This window comes from Pseudonocardia sp. NPDC049154 (assembly GCF_040648315.1).
Classification (GTDB): Bacteria; Actinomycetota; Actinomycetes; order Mycobacteriales; family Pseudonocardiaceae; genus Pseudonocardia.
In genome coordinates, this window is sequence record NZ_JBEZDN010000016.1 from 23,594 (window position 1) to 39,006 (window position 15,413).

14 protein-coding genes and 3 pseudogenes are annotated in these 15,413 nt (G+C 68.8%); 10 read left to right on the forward strand and 7 right to left on the reverse strand.

The window, feature by feature from the left end; genetic code table 11:
• Window positions 1-81 precede the first annotated feature (81 nt).
• The 3 genes from AB0B41_RS11380 (at window position 82) to AB0B41_RS11390 (ending at window position 3,501) form a co-directional block, all read left to right on the forward strand.
• Window positions 82-744 carry a TetR/AcrR family transcriptional regulator gene (locus tag AB0B41_RS11380; RefSeq protein WP_358201667.1) on the forward strand — a complete coding sequence of 221 codons (663 nt, stop codon included), beginning with the start codon at window positions 82-84 and terminating at the stop codon, window positions 742-744.
• A 340-nt stretch (window positions 745-1,084) separates the two neighbouring features.
• A complete protein-coding gene (locus AB0B41_RS11385) occupies window positions 1,085-2,224 on the forward strand; it encodes an AI-2E family transporter (protein ID WP_358201669.1) in 1,140 nt (379 codons plus the stop codon).
• A gap of 332 nt (window positions 2,225-2,556) precedes the next feature.
• Complete coding sequence (locus AB0B41_RS11390; RefSeq protein ID WP_358201672.1) at window positions 2,557-3,501, forward strand: diacylglycerol kinase family protein; 945 nt, start codon at window positions 2,557-2,559, stop codon at window positions 3,499-3,501.
• 326 nt (window positions 3,502-3,827) lie between these two features.
• Here the strand turns inward: AB0B41_RS11390 and AB0B41_RS11395 are convergent, their stop codons facing one another.
• The gene (locus AB0B41_RS11395) at window positions 3,828-4,244 is read right to left on the reverse strand and encodes a hypothetical protein (RefSeq protein WP_358201674.1); all 417 of its coding nucleotides are present in this window, start codon (window positions 4,242-4,244) and stop codon (window positions 3,828-3,830) included.
• Between the two features lie 33 nt (window positions 4,245-4,277).
• Between AB0B41_RS11395 and AB0B41_RS11400 the strand changes: the two are divergent.
• The 4 genes and pseudogenes from AB0B41_RS11400 to AB0B41_RS11415 form a co-directional block, all read left to right on the forward strand.
• A pseudogene (locus tag AB0B41_RS11400) lies at window positions 4,278-4,438 on the forward strand (dihydrofolate reductase); the annotation flags it as partial.
• Between the two features lie 444 nt (window positions 4,439-4,882).
• Complete coding sequence (locus tag AB0B41_RS11405; RefSeq protein ID WP_358201675.1) at window positions 4,883-5,026, forward strand: hypothetical protein; 144 nt, start codon at window positions 4,883-4,885, stop codon at window positions 5,024-5,026.
• Window positions 5,027-5,207: 181 nt separating this feature from the next.
• Window positions 5,208-5,786, forward strand: a complete 579-nt coding sequence (locus AB0B41_RS11410; RefSeq protein WP_358201821.1) for a zinc-binding dehydrogenase — start codon at window positions 5,208-5,210, stop codon at window positions 5,784-5,786.
• Window positions 5,732-6,398: pseudogene (locus tag AB0B41_RS11415) on the forward strand (glycoside hydrolase family 15 protein); the annotation flags it as partial. The gene AB0B41_RS11410 and the pseudogene AB0B41_RS11415, both read left to right, overlap by 55 nt.
• A gap of 57 nt (window positions 6,399-6,455) precedes the next feature.
• Here AB0B41_RS11415 and AB0B41_RS11420 read toward each other — a convergent pair.
• Window positions 6,456-6,707 (reverse strand): annotated as a pseudogene (locus tag AB0B41_RS11420) (transposase); the annotation flags it as partial.
• Between the two features lie 124 nt (window positions 6,708-6,831).
• The gene (locus AB0B41_RS11425; protein WP_358201677.1) at window positions 6,832-7,320 is read right to left on the reverse strand and encodes an NUDIX domain-containing protein; all 489 of its coding nucleotides are present in this window, start codon (window positions 7,318-7,320) and stop codon (window positions 6,832-6,834) included.
• Between the two features lie 418 nt (window positions 7,321-7,738).
• Here AB0B41_RS11425 and AB0B41_RS11430 point away from each other — a divergent pair, with 418 nt between their 5' ends.
• On the forward strand, window positions 7,739-8,008 hold the full coding sequence (locus tag AB0B41_RS11430) for a hypothetical protein (protein WP_358201680.1): 270 nt from the start codon (window positions 7,739-7,741) through the stop codon (window positions 8,006-8,008).
• 164 nt (window positions 8,009-8,172) lie between these two features.
• On the opposite strand, the gene AB0B41_RS11435 is transcribed toward AB0B41_RS11430, so the two are convergent.
• The gene (locus AB0B41_RS11435; protein ID WP_358201682.1) at window positions 8,173-8,586 is read right to left on the reverse strand and encodes a carboxymuconolactone decarboxylase family protein; all 414 of its coding nucleotides are present in this window, start codon (window positions 8,584-8,586) and stop codon (window positions 8,173-8,175) included.
• A 365-nt stretch (window positions 8,587-8,951) separates the two neighbouring features.
• Window positions 8,952-9,608, reverse strand: coding sequence for a hypothetical protein (locus AB0B41_RS11440; protein ID WP_358201684.1), 657 nt, complete (start codon window positions 9,606-9,608; stop codon window positions 8,952-8,954).
• An 865-nt stretch (window positions 9,609-10,473) separates the two neighbouring features.
• Between AB0B41_RS11440 and AB0B41_RS11445 the strand changes: the two genes are divergently transcribed.
• Window positions 10,474-11,388, forward strand: a complete 915-nt coding sequence (locus AB0B41_RS11445) for a spherulation-specific family 4 protein (RefSeq protein WP_358201687.1) — start codon at window positions 10,474-10,476, stop codon at window positions 11,386-11,388.
• Window positions 11,367-11,687, forward strand: coding sequence for a hypothetical protein (locus tag AB0B41_RS11450; protein ID WP_358201689.1), 321 nt, complete (start codon window positions 11,367-11,369; stop codon window positions 11,685-11,687). The genes AB0B41_RS11445 and AB0B41_RS11450 overlap by 22 nt, the downstream gene beginning before the upstream one ends.
• A gap of 140 nt (window positions 11,688-11,827) precedes the next feature.
• Here AB0B41_RS11450 and AB0B41_RS11455 read toward each other — a convergent pair whose 3' ends face one another.
• Both AB0B41_RS11455 and AB0B41_RS11460 read right to left on the reverse strand, forming a co-directional pair.
• Window positions 11,828-12,766 (reverse strand): IS1595 family transposase, encoded by a 939-nt coding sequence (locus AB0B41_RS11455; RefSeq protein ID WP_358201823.1) that lies wholly within the window; start codon window positions 12,764-12,766, stop codon window positions 11,828-11,830.
• 317 nt (window positions 12,767-13,083) lie between these two features.
• A complete protein-coding gene (locus AB0B41_RS11460) occupies window positions 13,084-14,709 on the reverse strand; it encodes an NAD(P)/FAD-dependent oxidoreductase (RefSeq protein ID WP_358201692.1) in 1,626 nt (541 codons plus the stop codon).
• Window positions 14,710-15,413 lie beyond the last annotated feature (704 nt).

Consider the following 15,413-nt stretch of genomic DNA (forward strand, 5'->3'; position numbering starts at 1 on the left):
GTCAGTCAAGTGTTCTGACGAATTCATCAGAACTGACGTTGCGTGCTAGCGTGGAGACGATCGACGAGCGGAGGCTCAGACATGACGGAGCAGGGCGAGCGCGCCCCCACCAGACGGGATCGCCGCAAGGCGCACACGCGAGCCGCGCTCGTGCGCGCCGCACAAGGTTTCCTCAGCGCAGGCCGGACCGACGTGCCCATCCTCGAGATCACGCAGGCCGCCGACGTGGGGATGGGCTCGTTCTACAACCACTTCGACAGCAAGGAACAGCTGTTCCAGGCCGCGGTCGAAGAGGCGCTCGACGCCCACGGCGCGCTGCTCGACGAACTCACCACGGACATCGACGACCCCGCCGAGGTCTTCGCGCGCAGCTTCCGGCTCACCGGGCGCCTGCACCGCCGGCAACCCGAGCTCAGCAACGTCCTGCTCCGGCACGGCCTCGCGATCGCCACGTCGGACAAGGGCATCGCGCCCCGAGCCCGTCGCGACATCGTCGCGGCCGACCGAGCGGGCCGGTTCACCGTCACGGACGTCGACCTCGCGATGACCATCGTGGCCGGTGCGGCCCTCTGTCTCGGACAGCTCCTGCACGACCGGCCCGAGCGCGACGACGCCCAGGCCACCGACCAGGTCACCGAAGACCTGCTGCGCATGCTCGGCGTCCCGCCCGACGAAGCACACGAGATCTGCCACCGCCCACTACCTACGCTCGACCGCACGACCGAAGGGGGCACGGCAGCCTGACCTCTGCCGCCGGACGAACCGCTCAGGTCACCATGCCCGCCCCTCCGAGGGAACCGCGAGCGTGCCGCGCATGTTGTGCCTGCCGCGGCAGACCCGGGCGAACCGGCCCGCGGGCGCCGGGCCCTTCGGCCTTGGTTCGGCGAGCGGGGGTGGGGGCAGCGTGAACCCATGAGTGCGCCGACGGGTTTCCGGCACCTTCCTGCGAGGTGGCCTGCAGAAGGCGCAGCCGGCACAACCGAGACGCGAGGCCGAGCCCGCGCGGTGGCGTCTCGGCCGCAGCTGCGTCGAACCACCGCATCCGCCACGCCGATCCAGCACGGCATCGGGGCAGGACGCAGCGATGAACGTCGATGAACACCTGGCGGATGAACACGTGAGGCCGGCGGCGGAAGTGCCCATGGAAGCGCCCTCGGATGCGTCCGAAGCTGCACGGCCCACGACGCCGTCGGCCCGAGCGGGGGATTCCCGATCGCCCTTCCGGATCGGCATGATGGCCGCGGCTGGCGTGGGGATCACCGCCGGACTGGCTGTGTTGATCTTCACGGCCCGCAACATGCTGGTTCTGATCGGACTGGCGTTGTTCTTCGCCGTGGGTCTCGAACCGGCGGTGGCGTCGCTGGTCCGCCGCGGGCTGCCGCGCTGGGTGGCGGTCACGGTGGTGTGTGCGAGCATCGCCGTCCTCGTCGGCGGGTTGATCGCGGCGGCGATACCGCCGTTGATCGCGCAGGTCGCGGCGTTCAGGGCCGATGCCCCCGTCTATGTGGGGATGCTGAACGACCGCAGCTCCTTCCTCGGCGGTCTGAACGAGCGATTCCAGCTGCAGCAGAGCCTGGAGCAGGCCCTCGCCGGCGGCGGCAGCAATCTCGTGAACGGTGTGCTCGGCGCCGGAGTCGTCGTCGTGAACGCCGCGATCTCCACCGGGGTGGTCGCGGTGCTGACGGTGTACTTCCTCGGCTCGTTGCCGCAGATCCGCAGCGCCTTCCACCGTCTGATCCCGAGATCACGACGGGCCCGGGTCGCCCGGCTGGGCGAGGAGATCGCCACCAGGATCAGTGGGTACGTCCTGGGCAACCTCGTGACCTCGCTCGTCGCGACGATCCTGACCTACATCTGGTTGCTGATCTTGCACGTGCCCTACGCCCTCCTGCTGGCCGCTCTGGTCGGCTTCCTGGACCTGATCCCCACCATCGGCTCGACCCTCGCCGGAGTTGTCGTGTGCCTGGGCGCCTGGACCGTCTCGTGGCCGGTTGCCCTGGCCACGGCCGGCTATTTCGTCGTCTACCGGCTCTTCGAGGACTACGTGCTGTCCCCGAAGGTCTTCAGCCGAGCCGTGAAGATGTCCCCGGTAGCGACGCTCGTCGCGGTACTGCTCGGCGGAGCCCTGCTCGGCATCGTCGGCGCACTGGTCGCCATCCCCATCGCCGCCGGCGTACAGCTCGTCGTCCAGGAGGTGGTGCTCCCGCGACTCGACAGGGCCTGACCTGTCGTGACACCCCGGCGGCTGCGCGGATCCGATGCCCGCGGCGCCGTGGGCCAGCGGCCGGACGTGAAGCCCGGCACGAGAAGGAGGAAAGGCATGTCGATGCCCCGGGCGCGACCCAGGGACGGTGCGACAGCACCCGGCGACTCGCCGGAGTCGGCGCCGTGACCGCAGCGGAACCCGGCCGGAGACACCGGCGAGCTCGTCTGGTCATCGGAGGACTCACCCTCGTCCTGGGCACGGGCGCGGCCGTCAGCCGCGTCCGCGCGGTCCGCCGCGCGCGCTCGTCACCCAGTCGGACCGTCCCGCCCGCCGACCACCCCGTGCTGCTCATGAACCCACGCAGCGGAGGGGGCAAGGCGGAGCGCTTCGGCCTGCAGCGAGAATGCCGAGCCCGCGGCATCGAGCCGGTCGTCCTCGGACCAGGTCAGGACCTGGTCGAGCTGGCCGAGGCGGCGGTGGCCGGCGGGGCCGACGTGGTCGGCATGGCGGGCGGCGACGGCTCCCAGGCGCTCGTCGCGGGCGTGACCGCCAGGCACGGCGTGGCCATGGTGGTCGTCCCGGCAGGCACCCGGAATCACCTGGCGATGGACCTGGGCCTCGATCGCGACGACGTGGTCGGCGCGCTCGACGCGTTCGGGGCGGCGGTGGAACGCCCGATGGATCTCGGGGACGTGAATGGGAGGCCGTTCGTCAACAACGTCTCCCTCGGCTTGTACGCCGAGATAGTCCGCCTGCCCGAGTACCGCGACGCCAAGCTCGAGACCACATTGAGCACCCTGCCCGGCCTCTTGGAGCCGGGACGACCACCCTTCGACCTGCGCTTCATCGGCCCGGCGGGGGAGCAGCACACCGCCGCACACGTCGTCCAGGTCTCGAACAACCCCTATGGCCGCACGATCGGCACCCTCGTCAGCCGTCCCCGTCTCGACACCGGTCACCTTGGGGTGATCGCCCTCGAGCTCCCGGCCGACCCCGCCGACAAGGCCTTCCTCGCCGCCGTCGCGGCCGGTCGTCCCGAGCGCTTTCCCGGGTACGTGGCCTGGACAACGTCGACCTTCGAGGTGGATTCCGAAGCCCCCATCAACGCCGGTATCGACGGGGAGGCGCTGCAGATCGCCTCGCCTCTACGTTTCACCAGCAGGCGGGCAGCGCTGCGCATCCGCCTGCCCAGACACGCGAGTGGGCTCTCGCCCGCCGCCCGCGAGCTCCGCGCACGGGCCCTGCGCGGGCCGAGGTACTCCGCGTCGGGCCGGACGACCGCGCTACCGCCGTGACCCGAGACTCGATCGGTGACAGCCGGTGCCGGTAGCCGGCCAGGCAGCGCAGGTTCGCCGGCCACACCAGGTCATACCCGGTGACCAGGCGATACTCCCAGCCGACCTTTGTGTAGGCGCGCTCGGTTGCCGCGAACGCAGCGGCGTAGCGCGATCGGACCCGATTGGCCGGGCGGCAATCGACCACAACTCCGACGCTGTGTCGGGTGCGGGCGACGAAGCCCGGGGCGTGCGAGCGGGGACGGTCGGCGTCCGATCAGGCCAGCCAGAACGGCTGCGCGGCGAAGGCGGTCGCGTCCGGATCGAAGTCCAGCGCCATCGCGGCGTCACGCGCAAGCCACGACTCGAACGTCCGAGTGCGTCGCCGCGTTGACCTCCGTGCACCGCCTGCGGGCCGCCTCGTTGGCCGCGGCCAGGTCCACCGGGCGCCCCTGCTCCTGCCCGGTGTCGAGGTCGACCAGGTCGAAGCCGATGATCAGATCCTGCTTGGCGTAGCCGACGAGGTTCTCCACGATGCCCGTGGACTCCGGATCGTTGCCGTGGCAGAAGTCCGGGCGGAACCGGTAATGGGAGGCGAAGCGCCCGTAGTCCGGTGTCGGAACGACCTGGTCGGCCACGACCGCGGCCTTAGGCAGCCCATCCGGTCGGCGAGCACGACCTTCTCCGACCCCGCCGATGGTCTCGAAGCACTCGGCGAGCATGTTCAGGGTCGTCGCGGCGCGCTCGTCAGTGGCAAAGAGCACCGTCGTGTGTCGTACCGGGCGGTGAGGCCCTGGCCTGGCGCCACACCGGCGGCGATCGAGTTCGCCGGCCGCTGGCGGGACATGCCGAAGGTGGTGTTCTCCTCTACGACCAGCACGGTCGACTGGAACACCCGTCTGGTCACCGGCGACGCGGTCACCGAGATCATACGGCTCAAGCCGAGGACGGCGGCCCGACCTCGCTCGCCTGCTGCCGTGGGGTCATCGCCGCCAGCAACGCGAGGGCCTCACGGACATAGCGGTCCATCGTCGAGGTGCCAACCTCGAACCCGCAGGCCAGGTGGGCGAAGGCTCAGTGAATCGTCCGTAGCTGAGCTACACGTCCTCGTAAGGACGTCAATCAAGGTCGAACGGCCGCAGGACTGGTGGCCTTCGCCTCTGGCTAGGATATCCGCCAGCGACTACCGCTTCGAACTTTCCGAATAGGCATCCCGCTAGTCGGCGGAGTCTCCAGTGGGCCTTCGCCGAGCGTTGATCAACCGTGGGGAGGCCTCAGGGTGATGAAGCGTGTCGTCGCCGATCACTACGGCGGACCCGACGTGTTGCGGGTGGTGGAGGACGACGTCCCCCGACCGGGTCCGGGTGAGGTGCGCGTTCGGGTCCTGGCCGCGGGGGTGTAGTTGACCGATGCTCAGTTGCGCGCCGGCACGTACCTGGGCGTGCCCAGGCCGCCGTTCACGCCCGGTTACGAGATCGTCGGCGTCGCCGACGAGCTCGGCTCGACCTGCGCGCGGTTGCACGTCGCGGACCGGTTGCCGCGCTGACCGCCTATGGCGGCTACGCCGAGTACGTCTGCGTGCCCGAGGCGGAGGCCGTCGAGGTGCCCGAGCGCCTCGACCCGGCAGAGGTCGTGGGCCTGGTCCTGACCTACACGACCGCTTACCAGATGCTGCACCGTAGCGCGCACGTGCACACTGGTGAGTCGGTGCTGGTGCATGGCGCGGCCTGGCGGTCCTCGAGCTCGGTACGCTTGCCGGGCTGCGTTTCTTCGGCACCGCGGCGGCCCGCGACCGCGCCGTCGTCCAGCGGCTCGTCGCGGTGGCGATCGACTACCGCACCGAGGACTTCTTGGCCCGGATCCGCCAGCTGACCGGCGATGGGGTGGACGTCGTTCTGGACGGGATCGGCGGCGCGACGTCGATACGCTCCTTCCGGGCACTACGGGGCGGCGGACGGCTCGTCGTCTTCGGCCACTATGCGCTGCTCGCCCGGGGGCGCACTAGCTGGCGACGGTGGGCCGCCGGATGGGCGGGGTGGTACGGCACGACCGCGACCGTCGCGCTGTGGGGCCTGCTCGACCCCCGCCGGATGGTGATGACCTACCGGATCCAGCGGCTGCACGACAGCCGTCAGTGGCAGCCGGTCTCCGGCCGCCGCCCGGCCCGGCTGGTCGGCGGCGGCGGCCCGCGGCGGACAGCGGCAGGCGCTCCGGACGCGCGCACGAGCTATGCAGCCCGAGGAGGGACCGGGTGTCTGGTGCAGTCCGACGTCCACGCTATCTGCCGATCGCCGAGCACGGCCTGATCGGCGACCTGCACACCGTCGCGCTCGTCGGCACGGACGGCACGATCGACTGGTACTGCTGCCCCCGGTTCGATGCACCGCGTCCGCGTGCGGCACCGGCGGCTCCCCGCCTTCGACGCCACAGCGGCGTTCTGGCGAGGCTGGGTGCGCCGGTCGCGCTACGGCGGGCGGTGGCGGGAGATGGTGCATCGTTCGGCGCTGACGCTGAAGCTGCTCACCTACGCGCCGAGCGGCGCGATCGTGGCCGCCCCGACCACCAGCCTGCCGGAGCAGTTGGGCGGCGCACGCAACTGGGACTACCGCTACACCTGGATGCGCGACGCCGCCTTCTCCGTCTACGCGCTGCTACGGCTGGGCTTCACCGAGGAGGCTGGCGCGTTCATGGCCTGGCTACAGGAGCGTGTCCGGCACGGGGCCGGGCGCGAGTCCGGCCCGCTGCAGATCATGTACGGCATCGACGGGCGCGAGGACCTGCCCGAGGCCGAGCTCTCCCACCTGGAGGGCTACCGGGGCTCGCGGCCGGTGCGGATCGGCAACGGCGCGGCGACCCAGCTCCAACTGGATGTCTACGGCGAGCTGATGGACTCCCTCTACCTGTGCAACAAGCACGGTCTGCCCGTCTACCAGGACGGCTGGGCCGAGGTCACCCGCACTCTCGAGTGGCTGATGCACCCCACCCGGCTCGCCGAGGTGGGAGACCACGTAGTCGCGCACATCGTCGCGCACACCGTCGGCATCCCACGTGGCGGCGTTGAGCAGGCGCTGCATCCCGTCCGGCGTCGCGTCCCCGGCCACCTTGGCCAGCGTCCACCCGTTCTTCCCGGCCAACGGCGCCAACAACCCACGCACATACGCCCGCGCACGCCGCCGCGGCTCCGCACGGAAGAACCGGCCCGCCACCAGCCCGAACAACCCGTCCAGGCCACCGGCCCACGCCTCGAGATCCTCCGACGACTCCCCAAGATCGAAGCCTATCGGAAGATCACATAACGAAGTGCGGCTGGAGTACTAGCCCTCCGGGAAGTCGACGAGAATGAAGAAACTTCTATTCAAAGTAGGGTTGGGCTCGCGGGCCAAGTGCGTTGTCGATTCGTAGTCGCATAGCTGGGTGCATCCTGAGATCGGCTATGTCGACATCTGCGCACCAGGCCGCCGCATTCGTTTCGATGCCGTCGGGACGCGGGTGGCCGCCCTCGTCCGGCACTGTGGGAACAGCGTGAAAACACAGCGCCAGTTGTTGGTGAATTGAGCCATTTGGGTCGACCAAGACATGACTGGGATCGCTGTAGACGCCGGCTAATCCAGTGAGCGCGATGGTGATGCCGGACTCTTCGGCAACTTCACGTATAACGGCTTCGTTGACCGATTCTCCGACCTCGATCCGGCCTCCGGGCAACTCCCAGTTGCCATCGTCGATCCGACGAACCAGCAAAAGCCTTCCGGCGCCGTTGCGGACTGCCGCGAATGCGGCGGGCAGAACGTCGTGCGCTCTTGGTGCGTTCGCATCGCGGAAGAACTCACGTATCCGGACCACTCGCCAGATTCTCCAACCCCGGACCGACCAGCGACAAGTGGCTGAACCGGGCGCTCCCCCGTCCGGAGCGGCGCCGGCGAAGGCCACCCTTAACATCTCGAGCTCCAGGAGCACCAGCCATGCGGCGCTGCCTGCCCCTCATCGACGGCGACGAGGAGGACGCGATGTCCCGCCGGGCCCGCGCCCTGTACCGCTGGCGCGCAGGGCAGCTCCGCCGGATCGAGCGCAAGGTCGCCAAGCGCGAGCGCCGCTACGGCCGCACCGAGGCCCTGCGCGACGCCAGCACCGCCGGCCACCGACCCGCCTCGGCGTCCGCTACCCGCCCCTCGCCGACGACGGGGACAGCGTGCTCGTGTGGTGCAGCCCCGCCGAGGTGTAGCTGTCCTGCTGCGGCGCCCACCTCATCGACCACGACCACGTGGGCATCGAGCGCCTGGCCCTCCACCACTGGCGCACCCACCACCAGGCGCTCACCCGAGCGACCAAGGAGGGAGCCACGACGACCGACCCCCAGCACGCCCACACCGAGCCCGAGGCCGACGTCGCCCAGCACGACGACGTGACCACCGAGCCCGAGCAGGTCGAGCCCACCGAGCCCGGGCACGTCGACACCGACGACGAGGACGACGAGGACGCCGAGGACGACGAGGACGACGAGGACGACGAGGACGACGAGGACGACGCGTAACCCCACGAGCAGGCCGTGGCGCACGAGGAGGAGCAACCGAGCCCGGGGGTGGAACCCGGGTGCGTGCGACGCGGGGACCACGTGCACCCCGGCCAACCACCCCACCCCCTGCAGACGGGGGCGGGTCCACCCGGCCCCCCAACGCGCTGCGCGTGGCCCGGCCGTCAGTCGTCGGCCGTCGCCGCGTCCTCGGTGACCACGATCGCGACGCCGAGCGCTTCAGTGATCTTCCCTGCGGCGGAGAGGACACGGGGTGCCCCGACGATGGGGGCGACCGCGACGAGCACGTCCTGAACCTGCTCGATCTTCACGCCCGACTCCACGGCCGGACCGACGTGCATCAGGTAGGACGCGGTAGGCGCTTCGACGGCGGCGAGGGCGGCAATCCTCACCAGCAGCAGCGTCGCCGGGTCGAGCTCGGCTCGGGCCAACGACACTCCGTTCATCTCGACCAGAGCCTCGAGCACGGGTGCTTCACCGGTCGCCATGAATGTTCCCCTCCCAGGATCGAGCGGCGCGCTGCCGAATAGCTGGCCGAATGTGTCGAGCCTTCCGGCGCGCATCGCGGGCGTCCTCATCCGGCAAGGATGACCGTGCGCGTCGACGCGCGTGCGCAACGCCCTCGTTCCAACACAGCGTGCCCTGTACGGCCCGGTCCGCCACCGCATGCCGCCCCGGGTGCCGCCACCCGACCCCCACCCCCAGGCCCCACCGCCCAGGGAGAAAGGGGCGACCAGATCCCTGGCGCCACCAGGCAGGCCACCGCCTCTATAACACCGGGGCCCCACCACAGGGGGGCCGGGCACCGAGGGGGCCCGGGGGCCCAGGGGTCAGGGGCCAGGGCCACGCGGCACCCCGGGCGCGTCCGCGACGGTCTGTCCGACGGGCCCGGTACCATGTCCGACAGAACCGCTGGTCGACGGGTCCGGTCGCAGGCCGGGCGCTATATGTCTCGCTCGCGGTTTCTCGTGAGTCCGAAAGCGACGTTCCGGATCGCGACGATGCTCTCGTCCACCTCGTCGATAGCCTCCGTCAGCCGCTGGCGGGCCGTCCCTGTGGTCAGAGAGAGCGCGCCGTTGAGGCGTAGGCCCGCTGCGAAGAGCTTGGCCACAACCACGTCGTTGAGGCCGTTGGCGATGCGCAGGTCTTCGTCCGCGATGGCGTTAGACACTTCATCGGCAGGCGCTGCGCCCCGCTCGGCATTGGCAGGTCGTAGGGCGAGTTCGGCATGACCTCCACATCGCGGGCACTCCGCCGCCGACGCAGCGCCGAGCGCCAACTCCAGCAGGACCTCTCGCGGCACGGGTTCGGAGCAGCGGGGGCACGTGGGAGTGGCTTCGCCCGTGCTCCGGGTTTCCTCCCATCTACGGGCAGTCAGAGACGCCGTGTCGGCCAGCGCCCGCCAAGACTTGGCTGTGGTGCGGTGGTCGAACTGAACCGGATACCGACGGTTGTCCGCCCGCTGCTCGCGCTGTCGGGCTTCCTCGCCGTAGGAGGCGCTGAGCTCGCGCAAAAGGTCGCTGAGCTGCTCGCGCAGCTCGACCGTCCGTACCTGGGCTTCCTGTACTCGCTGCAGCGCGTCGTGCGGCCTATCGGCCATCCCGCCCCCAAAGCGGCCATGCGCGGCCGCGCTCGCCAGGTCTACAGAACCGGGCTGGCCAGGTCAACGCGGCCATTTGATGCAGCGCCTGGTCCAGCTCCATGCGCGCCAGGTCCGGGAACGTCAGCCCCACCAAGCGGTCGCCTCCTGCGACCGAGCGACCGGCCGGCCCGAGCCGGACCTGGTTGTAGCCGTCCGATTCGTCCGAGCCGAGAGCATCGGTGCGCACGGGGAGCCCCTGCCTTCCCATCACCGGGTCCCCAGGCACCCCATCGCGCGACTGACGGTGCACCCGGCCAACAACACCCGACGTTAGAAGCGCGCCAAACCTTGTTCAACAAGGTTGGTCCGCACGGCCCAGTAAGTTGCACCGAGCGATGTCGGGCCGGGCCAACGTTGTGGTTCAGCACGGGCTGGGCAAATGTGCAGATACGGCAGAGGCCAACACAGAGCCCCCTGTCGTGCCCCTGCCGAGCCCCCAGCCCCCACTCCCCCAGGCCCCCACCGGCCAGGGGGGAGGGGGCGATCAAATCCCTCGCGCCACCCGGCAGGCCACTGCCGCAGGCGGTGAAGTCACGACATGCCGCGTTTCTTCGACTGAGGACTGGCCCGGGAGCCGAGCTGTCACTGATCACCCGCCTCCCCGATGAGCACCGCCCATGAACTGGCTCCCCCGACGCCGCCGCAAGGCAAGCGAGCTGGAGGCCGCTCGTGCGCGAGGTACGCAGGACTACGTATTGCTCGTGTGCGTGGTCGCAGGACCATGGTGCAAAGCGCGGGATGACGTTGAGCGTTTATTGAACACAAATCCGGCCTTACTTGTTGGAGGCATAAAGAACTTCCAGTGCCAGTGTCGGGAGCTGAGATGCCGAATCAACCGTCTGGCCTGCTGGTTCCAGCGTATGATTACCCGAGCGAAGGAGATGAGGCTTGGGATACTCTCACGAATGTTGGTGGGTTATTGACGTCAGGCCAACTGATCGTAGTGATTAACCATGGCGATGGTCACTTCGTTGCGGCAAACCCCGACTACGAAAGAGTCATTGAAAAACTAAAGGGAGTGTGCGCTTCAATCTTGGGTTACGTGCATGACTGCTACGACAATACCAAGGACGAGCCGCCTCTTTGCCCGAGGACCACAGACATAATGGGTGACGTCGACAGGTGGTTCGCCACATATGGAGTCGCCGGAATCTTTATTGACCAGATACTTCCGGACCATGTGGACCATGCCGCTACGCTCGTGCAGCAAGTGCGCGACCGTTATTCCGGTGCAATCGTCGTCCTCAACCCGGGGACCATCCCCCCTGAGGAGTTCATGGAGCGAACGAATCCGGCTGTCGTCGTGATTCAAGAGGGGTCAGTTCATTCTGACAATCCTAATAGTCCTCCTACTTTTGACGGGAACTGGCCGCCACCGGGCTGGGTGAGGGACAGGGCAACGCTTACGCCAACGGGCGCCGCATCGACAGCGGCTAGCCGGCTCGCGATTATAGGCCACACGGCGCCGAACGCAGAGCATGTCGACTATTTGATCGACAAGGCGTCACAATACAAAATCGGCTGGGTATATGCCCAACACGTGACTGGATCCACTTACAATCCGCTATCCAGTCACCTCCAGTTGCTGGGCGAGCGCCTTAGTGCTTTTGCCCGCTTGGGCGCCGGGCTGGCCTGGCCCCGCTGCCCGAACCGGTCGTCCGTCCGATCGACCCGCACGCCACCGCGCGCTCGGACTGGCGGGAGATGTTCCGCGGCATGTACCTCAAGCGCACCCTGATGACCTGGGTGCTCTGGATCGCCGCATACGTGATCAACAACGGCCTGGTCGCGTGGCTGCCCACGCACTACAGCCAGGTGTTCGAACTGCCCCTGCAGACCAGCCTGCTCTACGGCTGGATCACCTCCGCCGTCGGCGTCGTAGCCTCAATCATCTGCGCGCTCTACATCGACAAGTCGGCCGCAAGCGCTGGTACACCATCGCGTTCTGCTCGGCACAGTCCCGCTGGTCGTGTTCACGGCGCTCGGCGCGACCACCGCCACGCAGGTCGTCATCCAGCTGCGGAACAATGTCGCTGAGGAGGGGCTCGGTCGGTAGGGCCTACGCTGTAAGGCCAGCAGAGTCAAGGATCGCCGCGGCATGATGATCCCTGCTCGGAAGCAGGAAGTTCGCTCGGCGTGTCGGGTCGCCAGTTCGCCCAGATGTTCTGGGTATCTGCTTAACTGCAGTCGGCCTGGTAGAACGGTCGTACCAGTGTGGGCAGCGGCTGCGGGTCGGTGTGCACGGCTTGTTGGAGTAGCCGGTAGAAGAGCAGACCTCGACTGGTGGAGCTGCGCCGGTTGAAGCGGAAGGCGTATTCGTCGAGGTAGTAGGGCAGTTGGGCGCGGTCGACGCCGTAGTGCAGGGTGCCGATCAGCCATCGCTTGAGTAGCGAGGCGACCATGTGCACCCCGGGGAGGACCGCGGCCGGGTCGGGCGCCCGGTAGCCGTCGACGTATTCGTGGGTGTAGCCCAGATCGGCAAGGCGGCGCAGCATGCGGGCGCCGTCGGTGCGTACCGTGGAGCCGGGAGCGATGGTCGCGGTCGCGAACTCGACCAGCTCGAGGGTGTTCGGGGCGGCGGCGACCTGGAACCGGACCCGGCCCAGCCGCCGCGGCCCATCGCGTTCGACCGCGACCATGATCGGCACCTTGTCGCTGCTGGCGCCGATCCGGCCGGTCGAGCGGCCTCCGACAAAGGTCTCGTCGAGCTCGACGACCCCGCTGAGCAGGTCGCGGTCCGGGCGGACCATGGCCCGGCGCAGCTTATGCATCCATGCCCAGGCGGTCTCGTAGGAGCCGAAACCCAGCACCCGTTGCAGCCCTTGGGCGGAGACGCCGTTCTTCTGCGAGGTGATGAACCAGATCGCGGCGAACCACGTCGACAACGGCGTCCGGGTTCGATGGAAGATCGTCCCCGCGGTCACCGAGGTCTTCCGCCCGCAGGCCCGACACATCCACAGCCCCTGCTTCGTGCGCCAGGACTCGCCGCCTCCACACACCGGACACGTGAAGCCCGCCGGCCAGCGCAGCCGAGCGAGGTAATCCAGGCATGCCGCGTCATCACGGAACCAGTCCTGGAGCTGCTGATAGGTACGCGGATAATCCTCCCCCGCCACAGGGTGGGCCTGACCGCCGCCGCTCACGAGATCAGACTACTGCAGTTAAGCAGATACCCAGACCAGATGTTCGATGGACAAAGAGGGCTCGACGACCTTGCGGTCGGCGCCAGCGGGATGATCAACTCGATCTGCGGCGGTAGCTAACTCGGGTTGAGAGGTGGGGGTGAGGGCCTTGGCGGCGACGCCGCGGTCCCAGCCCAGACCAGGGCATGTCCTGTGAAGCCCGTGCGGGGCGCGTCCGCGTCTTCAGGGCGCCCGGGCCCGCGCAGAGGCGATCCGGACGGCCGCCGCGGGGCCGCCCGGTCGGCTGCTGCTCAGGAGACCTGGAATCCGGCGTAGTCGTTCGCCTTCGCCTCTGCGTACTTCGCCCGGTAGAGCGGGAGACCGCCCGGGTAGTTGAGCATCTGGACTGCCTTGCCGGGGATGTTCGCGCCCACGTACCAGGACTTGGCGTGGAGGAAGAGCGTGGGCGCGACCAACTCGGCCACGTGGTGGGTCCATTCCTCCTCGGCCTCCGGGGTCGCTTCGATGCGCCGGTGGCCGTTGCTCAGCATGTGCTCGAGGGTCTCGACGATCATCTCGCCCTGGATCTCCGCGCAGGTCGGGCCGTTGCAGAAGCCCGAGGGGCTCTGTGGGCCATAGGCGAACAGCAGGTTTGGGAACCCTGCCGTGGCCATGCCGAGGTGGGTGCGCACCCCGGGGGCCCACTTGTCGCGCAGCAGCGAGCCGTCGGCGCCCCGGATGTCGATCGCGGTGAGCCCGCCGCTGACGGCGTCGAACCCGGTGGCGAGCACGATGATGTCGAACTCGTGCTCGATCCCGTCCGCCGTCAGGATGCCGCGCTCGGTGACCGACTGGATCGGCGTGTCGTTGAGGTCGACGAGTGCCACGTTGTCCTGGTTGAACGCCTCGTAGTAGTGCTGCTCGAGGGAGGGGCGCTTGACCCCGAACGGGTGCGGTGGCGTGGTCGGCGCGAGCTTCTCCCGCATCGCTGCGTCGGTGATCCGCGCACGCACCTTGTCCCGCCAGAATGCGTAGGCGTACTCGTTCGACTTCGGGTCGAACAGCGTGTCCTGGAAGGTCGCGAGCCAGAAGCGGAAGCCACCGGCCTGCCAGAGTCGCTCGTACTCGGCGGTGCGCTCCTCCTGGCTCACGTCGGTCGCATTCCGGGGCTCGAAGTCGAAATCGAAGCCCGCGAACGTCTGACCGCGGGACTCGAACCGCTCGGGGAGCGTGGCCTTGATGGCCGCCTGGTCGGTCGGGCCGAGCTTGCGCTGACCCATCGGGAGCGCCAGGTTCGGCGTGCGCTGGAAGAGCGTCAGCTGTGCGGCCTCGCCGGCGCCTTCCTGGACGACCTGGACGCCGCTCGCCCCGGTCCCGATGACGGCGACCCGCCTGCCGGTGAAGTCCAGCCCCTCTTGCGGCCACAGGGCCGTGTGATGCCAGCGTCCCTCGAAAGTGTCCTGGGCCAGGCCGGGGATCTGCGGGATGTACGGCTTCGAGGCGAACCCGAGGCAGGCCACGAGGTAGGTGCAGCGCATGGTCGTGCCGTCCGACGCGCGCACCACCCATTGGTTGTGGCCGCTGTGGAAGTGCGCCGCCGTGACCCGGGTGTTGAACCGGACGTCCTTGCTGATGTCGAGCTTGCGGTCGAGGTAGGCGAAGTAGTCGCGAACCTCGTTCCAGCCGGGGTAGAGCTCCGTGAACTCCCAGTCCCTCCACAGATCGTCGCGGGAGAACTGGTAGATCGGGCCCTCGGTGTCGACCCGGGCACCCGGGTAGCAGTTCCAGTACCAGATCCCGCCGAGTTCAGGGCCGGCCTCCAGGATCTTCACGGAGTGACCGAGGCTGCGCAGCCGGTCGAGTTGGTAGATGCCGGCGAAACCGGCCCCGATCACGAGGACGTCGAATTCCTCGACGACATCAGGTGTCGTGCTCATGGTCTTGCTCCTTCACCACGAAGCTGGTGTTGATTGACCGGAAGCGGACGTCGCGCACGGAAATCCGTCGTGATCTCGTCGTCGAGCCGACTGCCCTGATCCAGCCGGCACCGGCGAGCCCCCTGCAGGTCGACGAACGCCCATGCAGTCTGGCGAGCCTCCTGGACCGTCAGGTGCTGGAAGGGTCGCCGGCCGACCTCGCGCATATGCCCGAGCGCCGCCTGAGCCTGGGGACCAGCGGCATCCTTGCCTCCTGCGCATGTGGTGACCCACATCACAACAGTCGCCCCGCCCTTCCGAGTAGTCAAGGACCCGCAAGGGCTGCCGGCCGCAGCAGCGCCACTTGTCCTGCCCGCCATCGGGACGGACGAGATCGTTCTGACTCGAGCAGGACAGTACGAGCCCGCGAGGAGAAGGAGCAGCAAAGCTCATCGGCGACTCCAGGCCAGATGTGGATCGCCGGTGCGGCACCGGTCCCGGCGCCGGCTTTGGCGCGATCCGCCACGGCCCGTCGGCGCCGTCCGAGGCCTCGCCGCTCGGCGTCCTGGCCGACCACCAGCGCCGACATCGCCACTGCCTCCGCGGCCCTGGCGTCGAGCTCGGTGCCGGGCGGGTGTCCGAGCAGCCGTGCGCCGAGATGCGCGGCGGGCGGGAGTCGCGGGTTGATCGTCGACGATCGGGCCGAGCCATGCGGGGTGCCGGGG

Excerpts from the sequence above, each read along its gene's own strand:
- AB0B41_RS11380 (WP_358201667.1), top strand. The coding sequence starts at position 82 with ATGACGGAGCAGGGCGAGCGCGCCCCCACCAGACGGGATCGCCGCAAG.
- AB0B41_RS11385 (WP_358201669.1), top strand. The coding sequence starts at position 1,085 with ATGAACGTCGATGAACACCTGGCGGATGAACACGTGAGGCCGGCGGCG.
- AB0B41_RS11445 (WP_358201687.1), top strand. The coding sequence starts at position 10,474 with ATGCCGAATCAACCGTCTGGCCTGCTGGTTCCAGCGTATGATTACCCG.
- AB0B41_RS11390 (WP_358201672.1), top strand. The coding sequence starts at position 2,557 with ATGAACCCACGCAGCGGAGGGGGCAAGGCGGAGCGCTTCGGCCTGCAG.
- AB0B41_RS11435 (WP_358201682.1), bottom strand. The coding sequence starts at position 8,586 with ATGAGGACGCCCGCGATGCGCGCCGGAAGGCTCGACACATTCGGCCAG.
- AB0B41_RS11450 (WP_358201689.1), top strand. The coding sequence starts at position 11,367 with ATGTACCTCAAGCGCACCCTGATGACCTGGGTGCTCTGGATCGCCGCA.
- AB0B41_RS11460 (WP_358201692.1), bottom strand. The coding sequence starts at position 14,709 with ATGAGCACGACACCTGATGTCGTCGAGGAATTCGACGTCCTCGTGATC.
- AB0B41_RS11440 (WP_358201684.1), bottom strand. The coding sequence starts at position 9,608 with ATGGCCGATAGGCCGCACGACGCGCTGCAGCGAGTACAGGAAGCCCAG.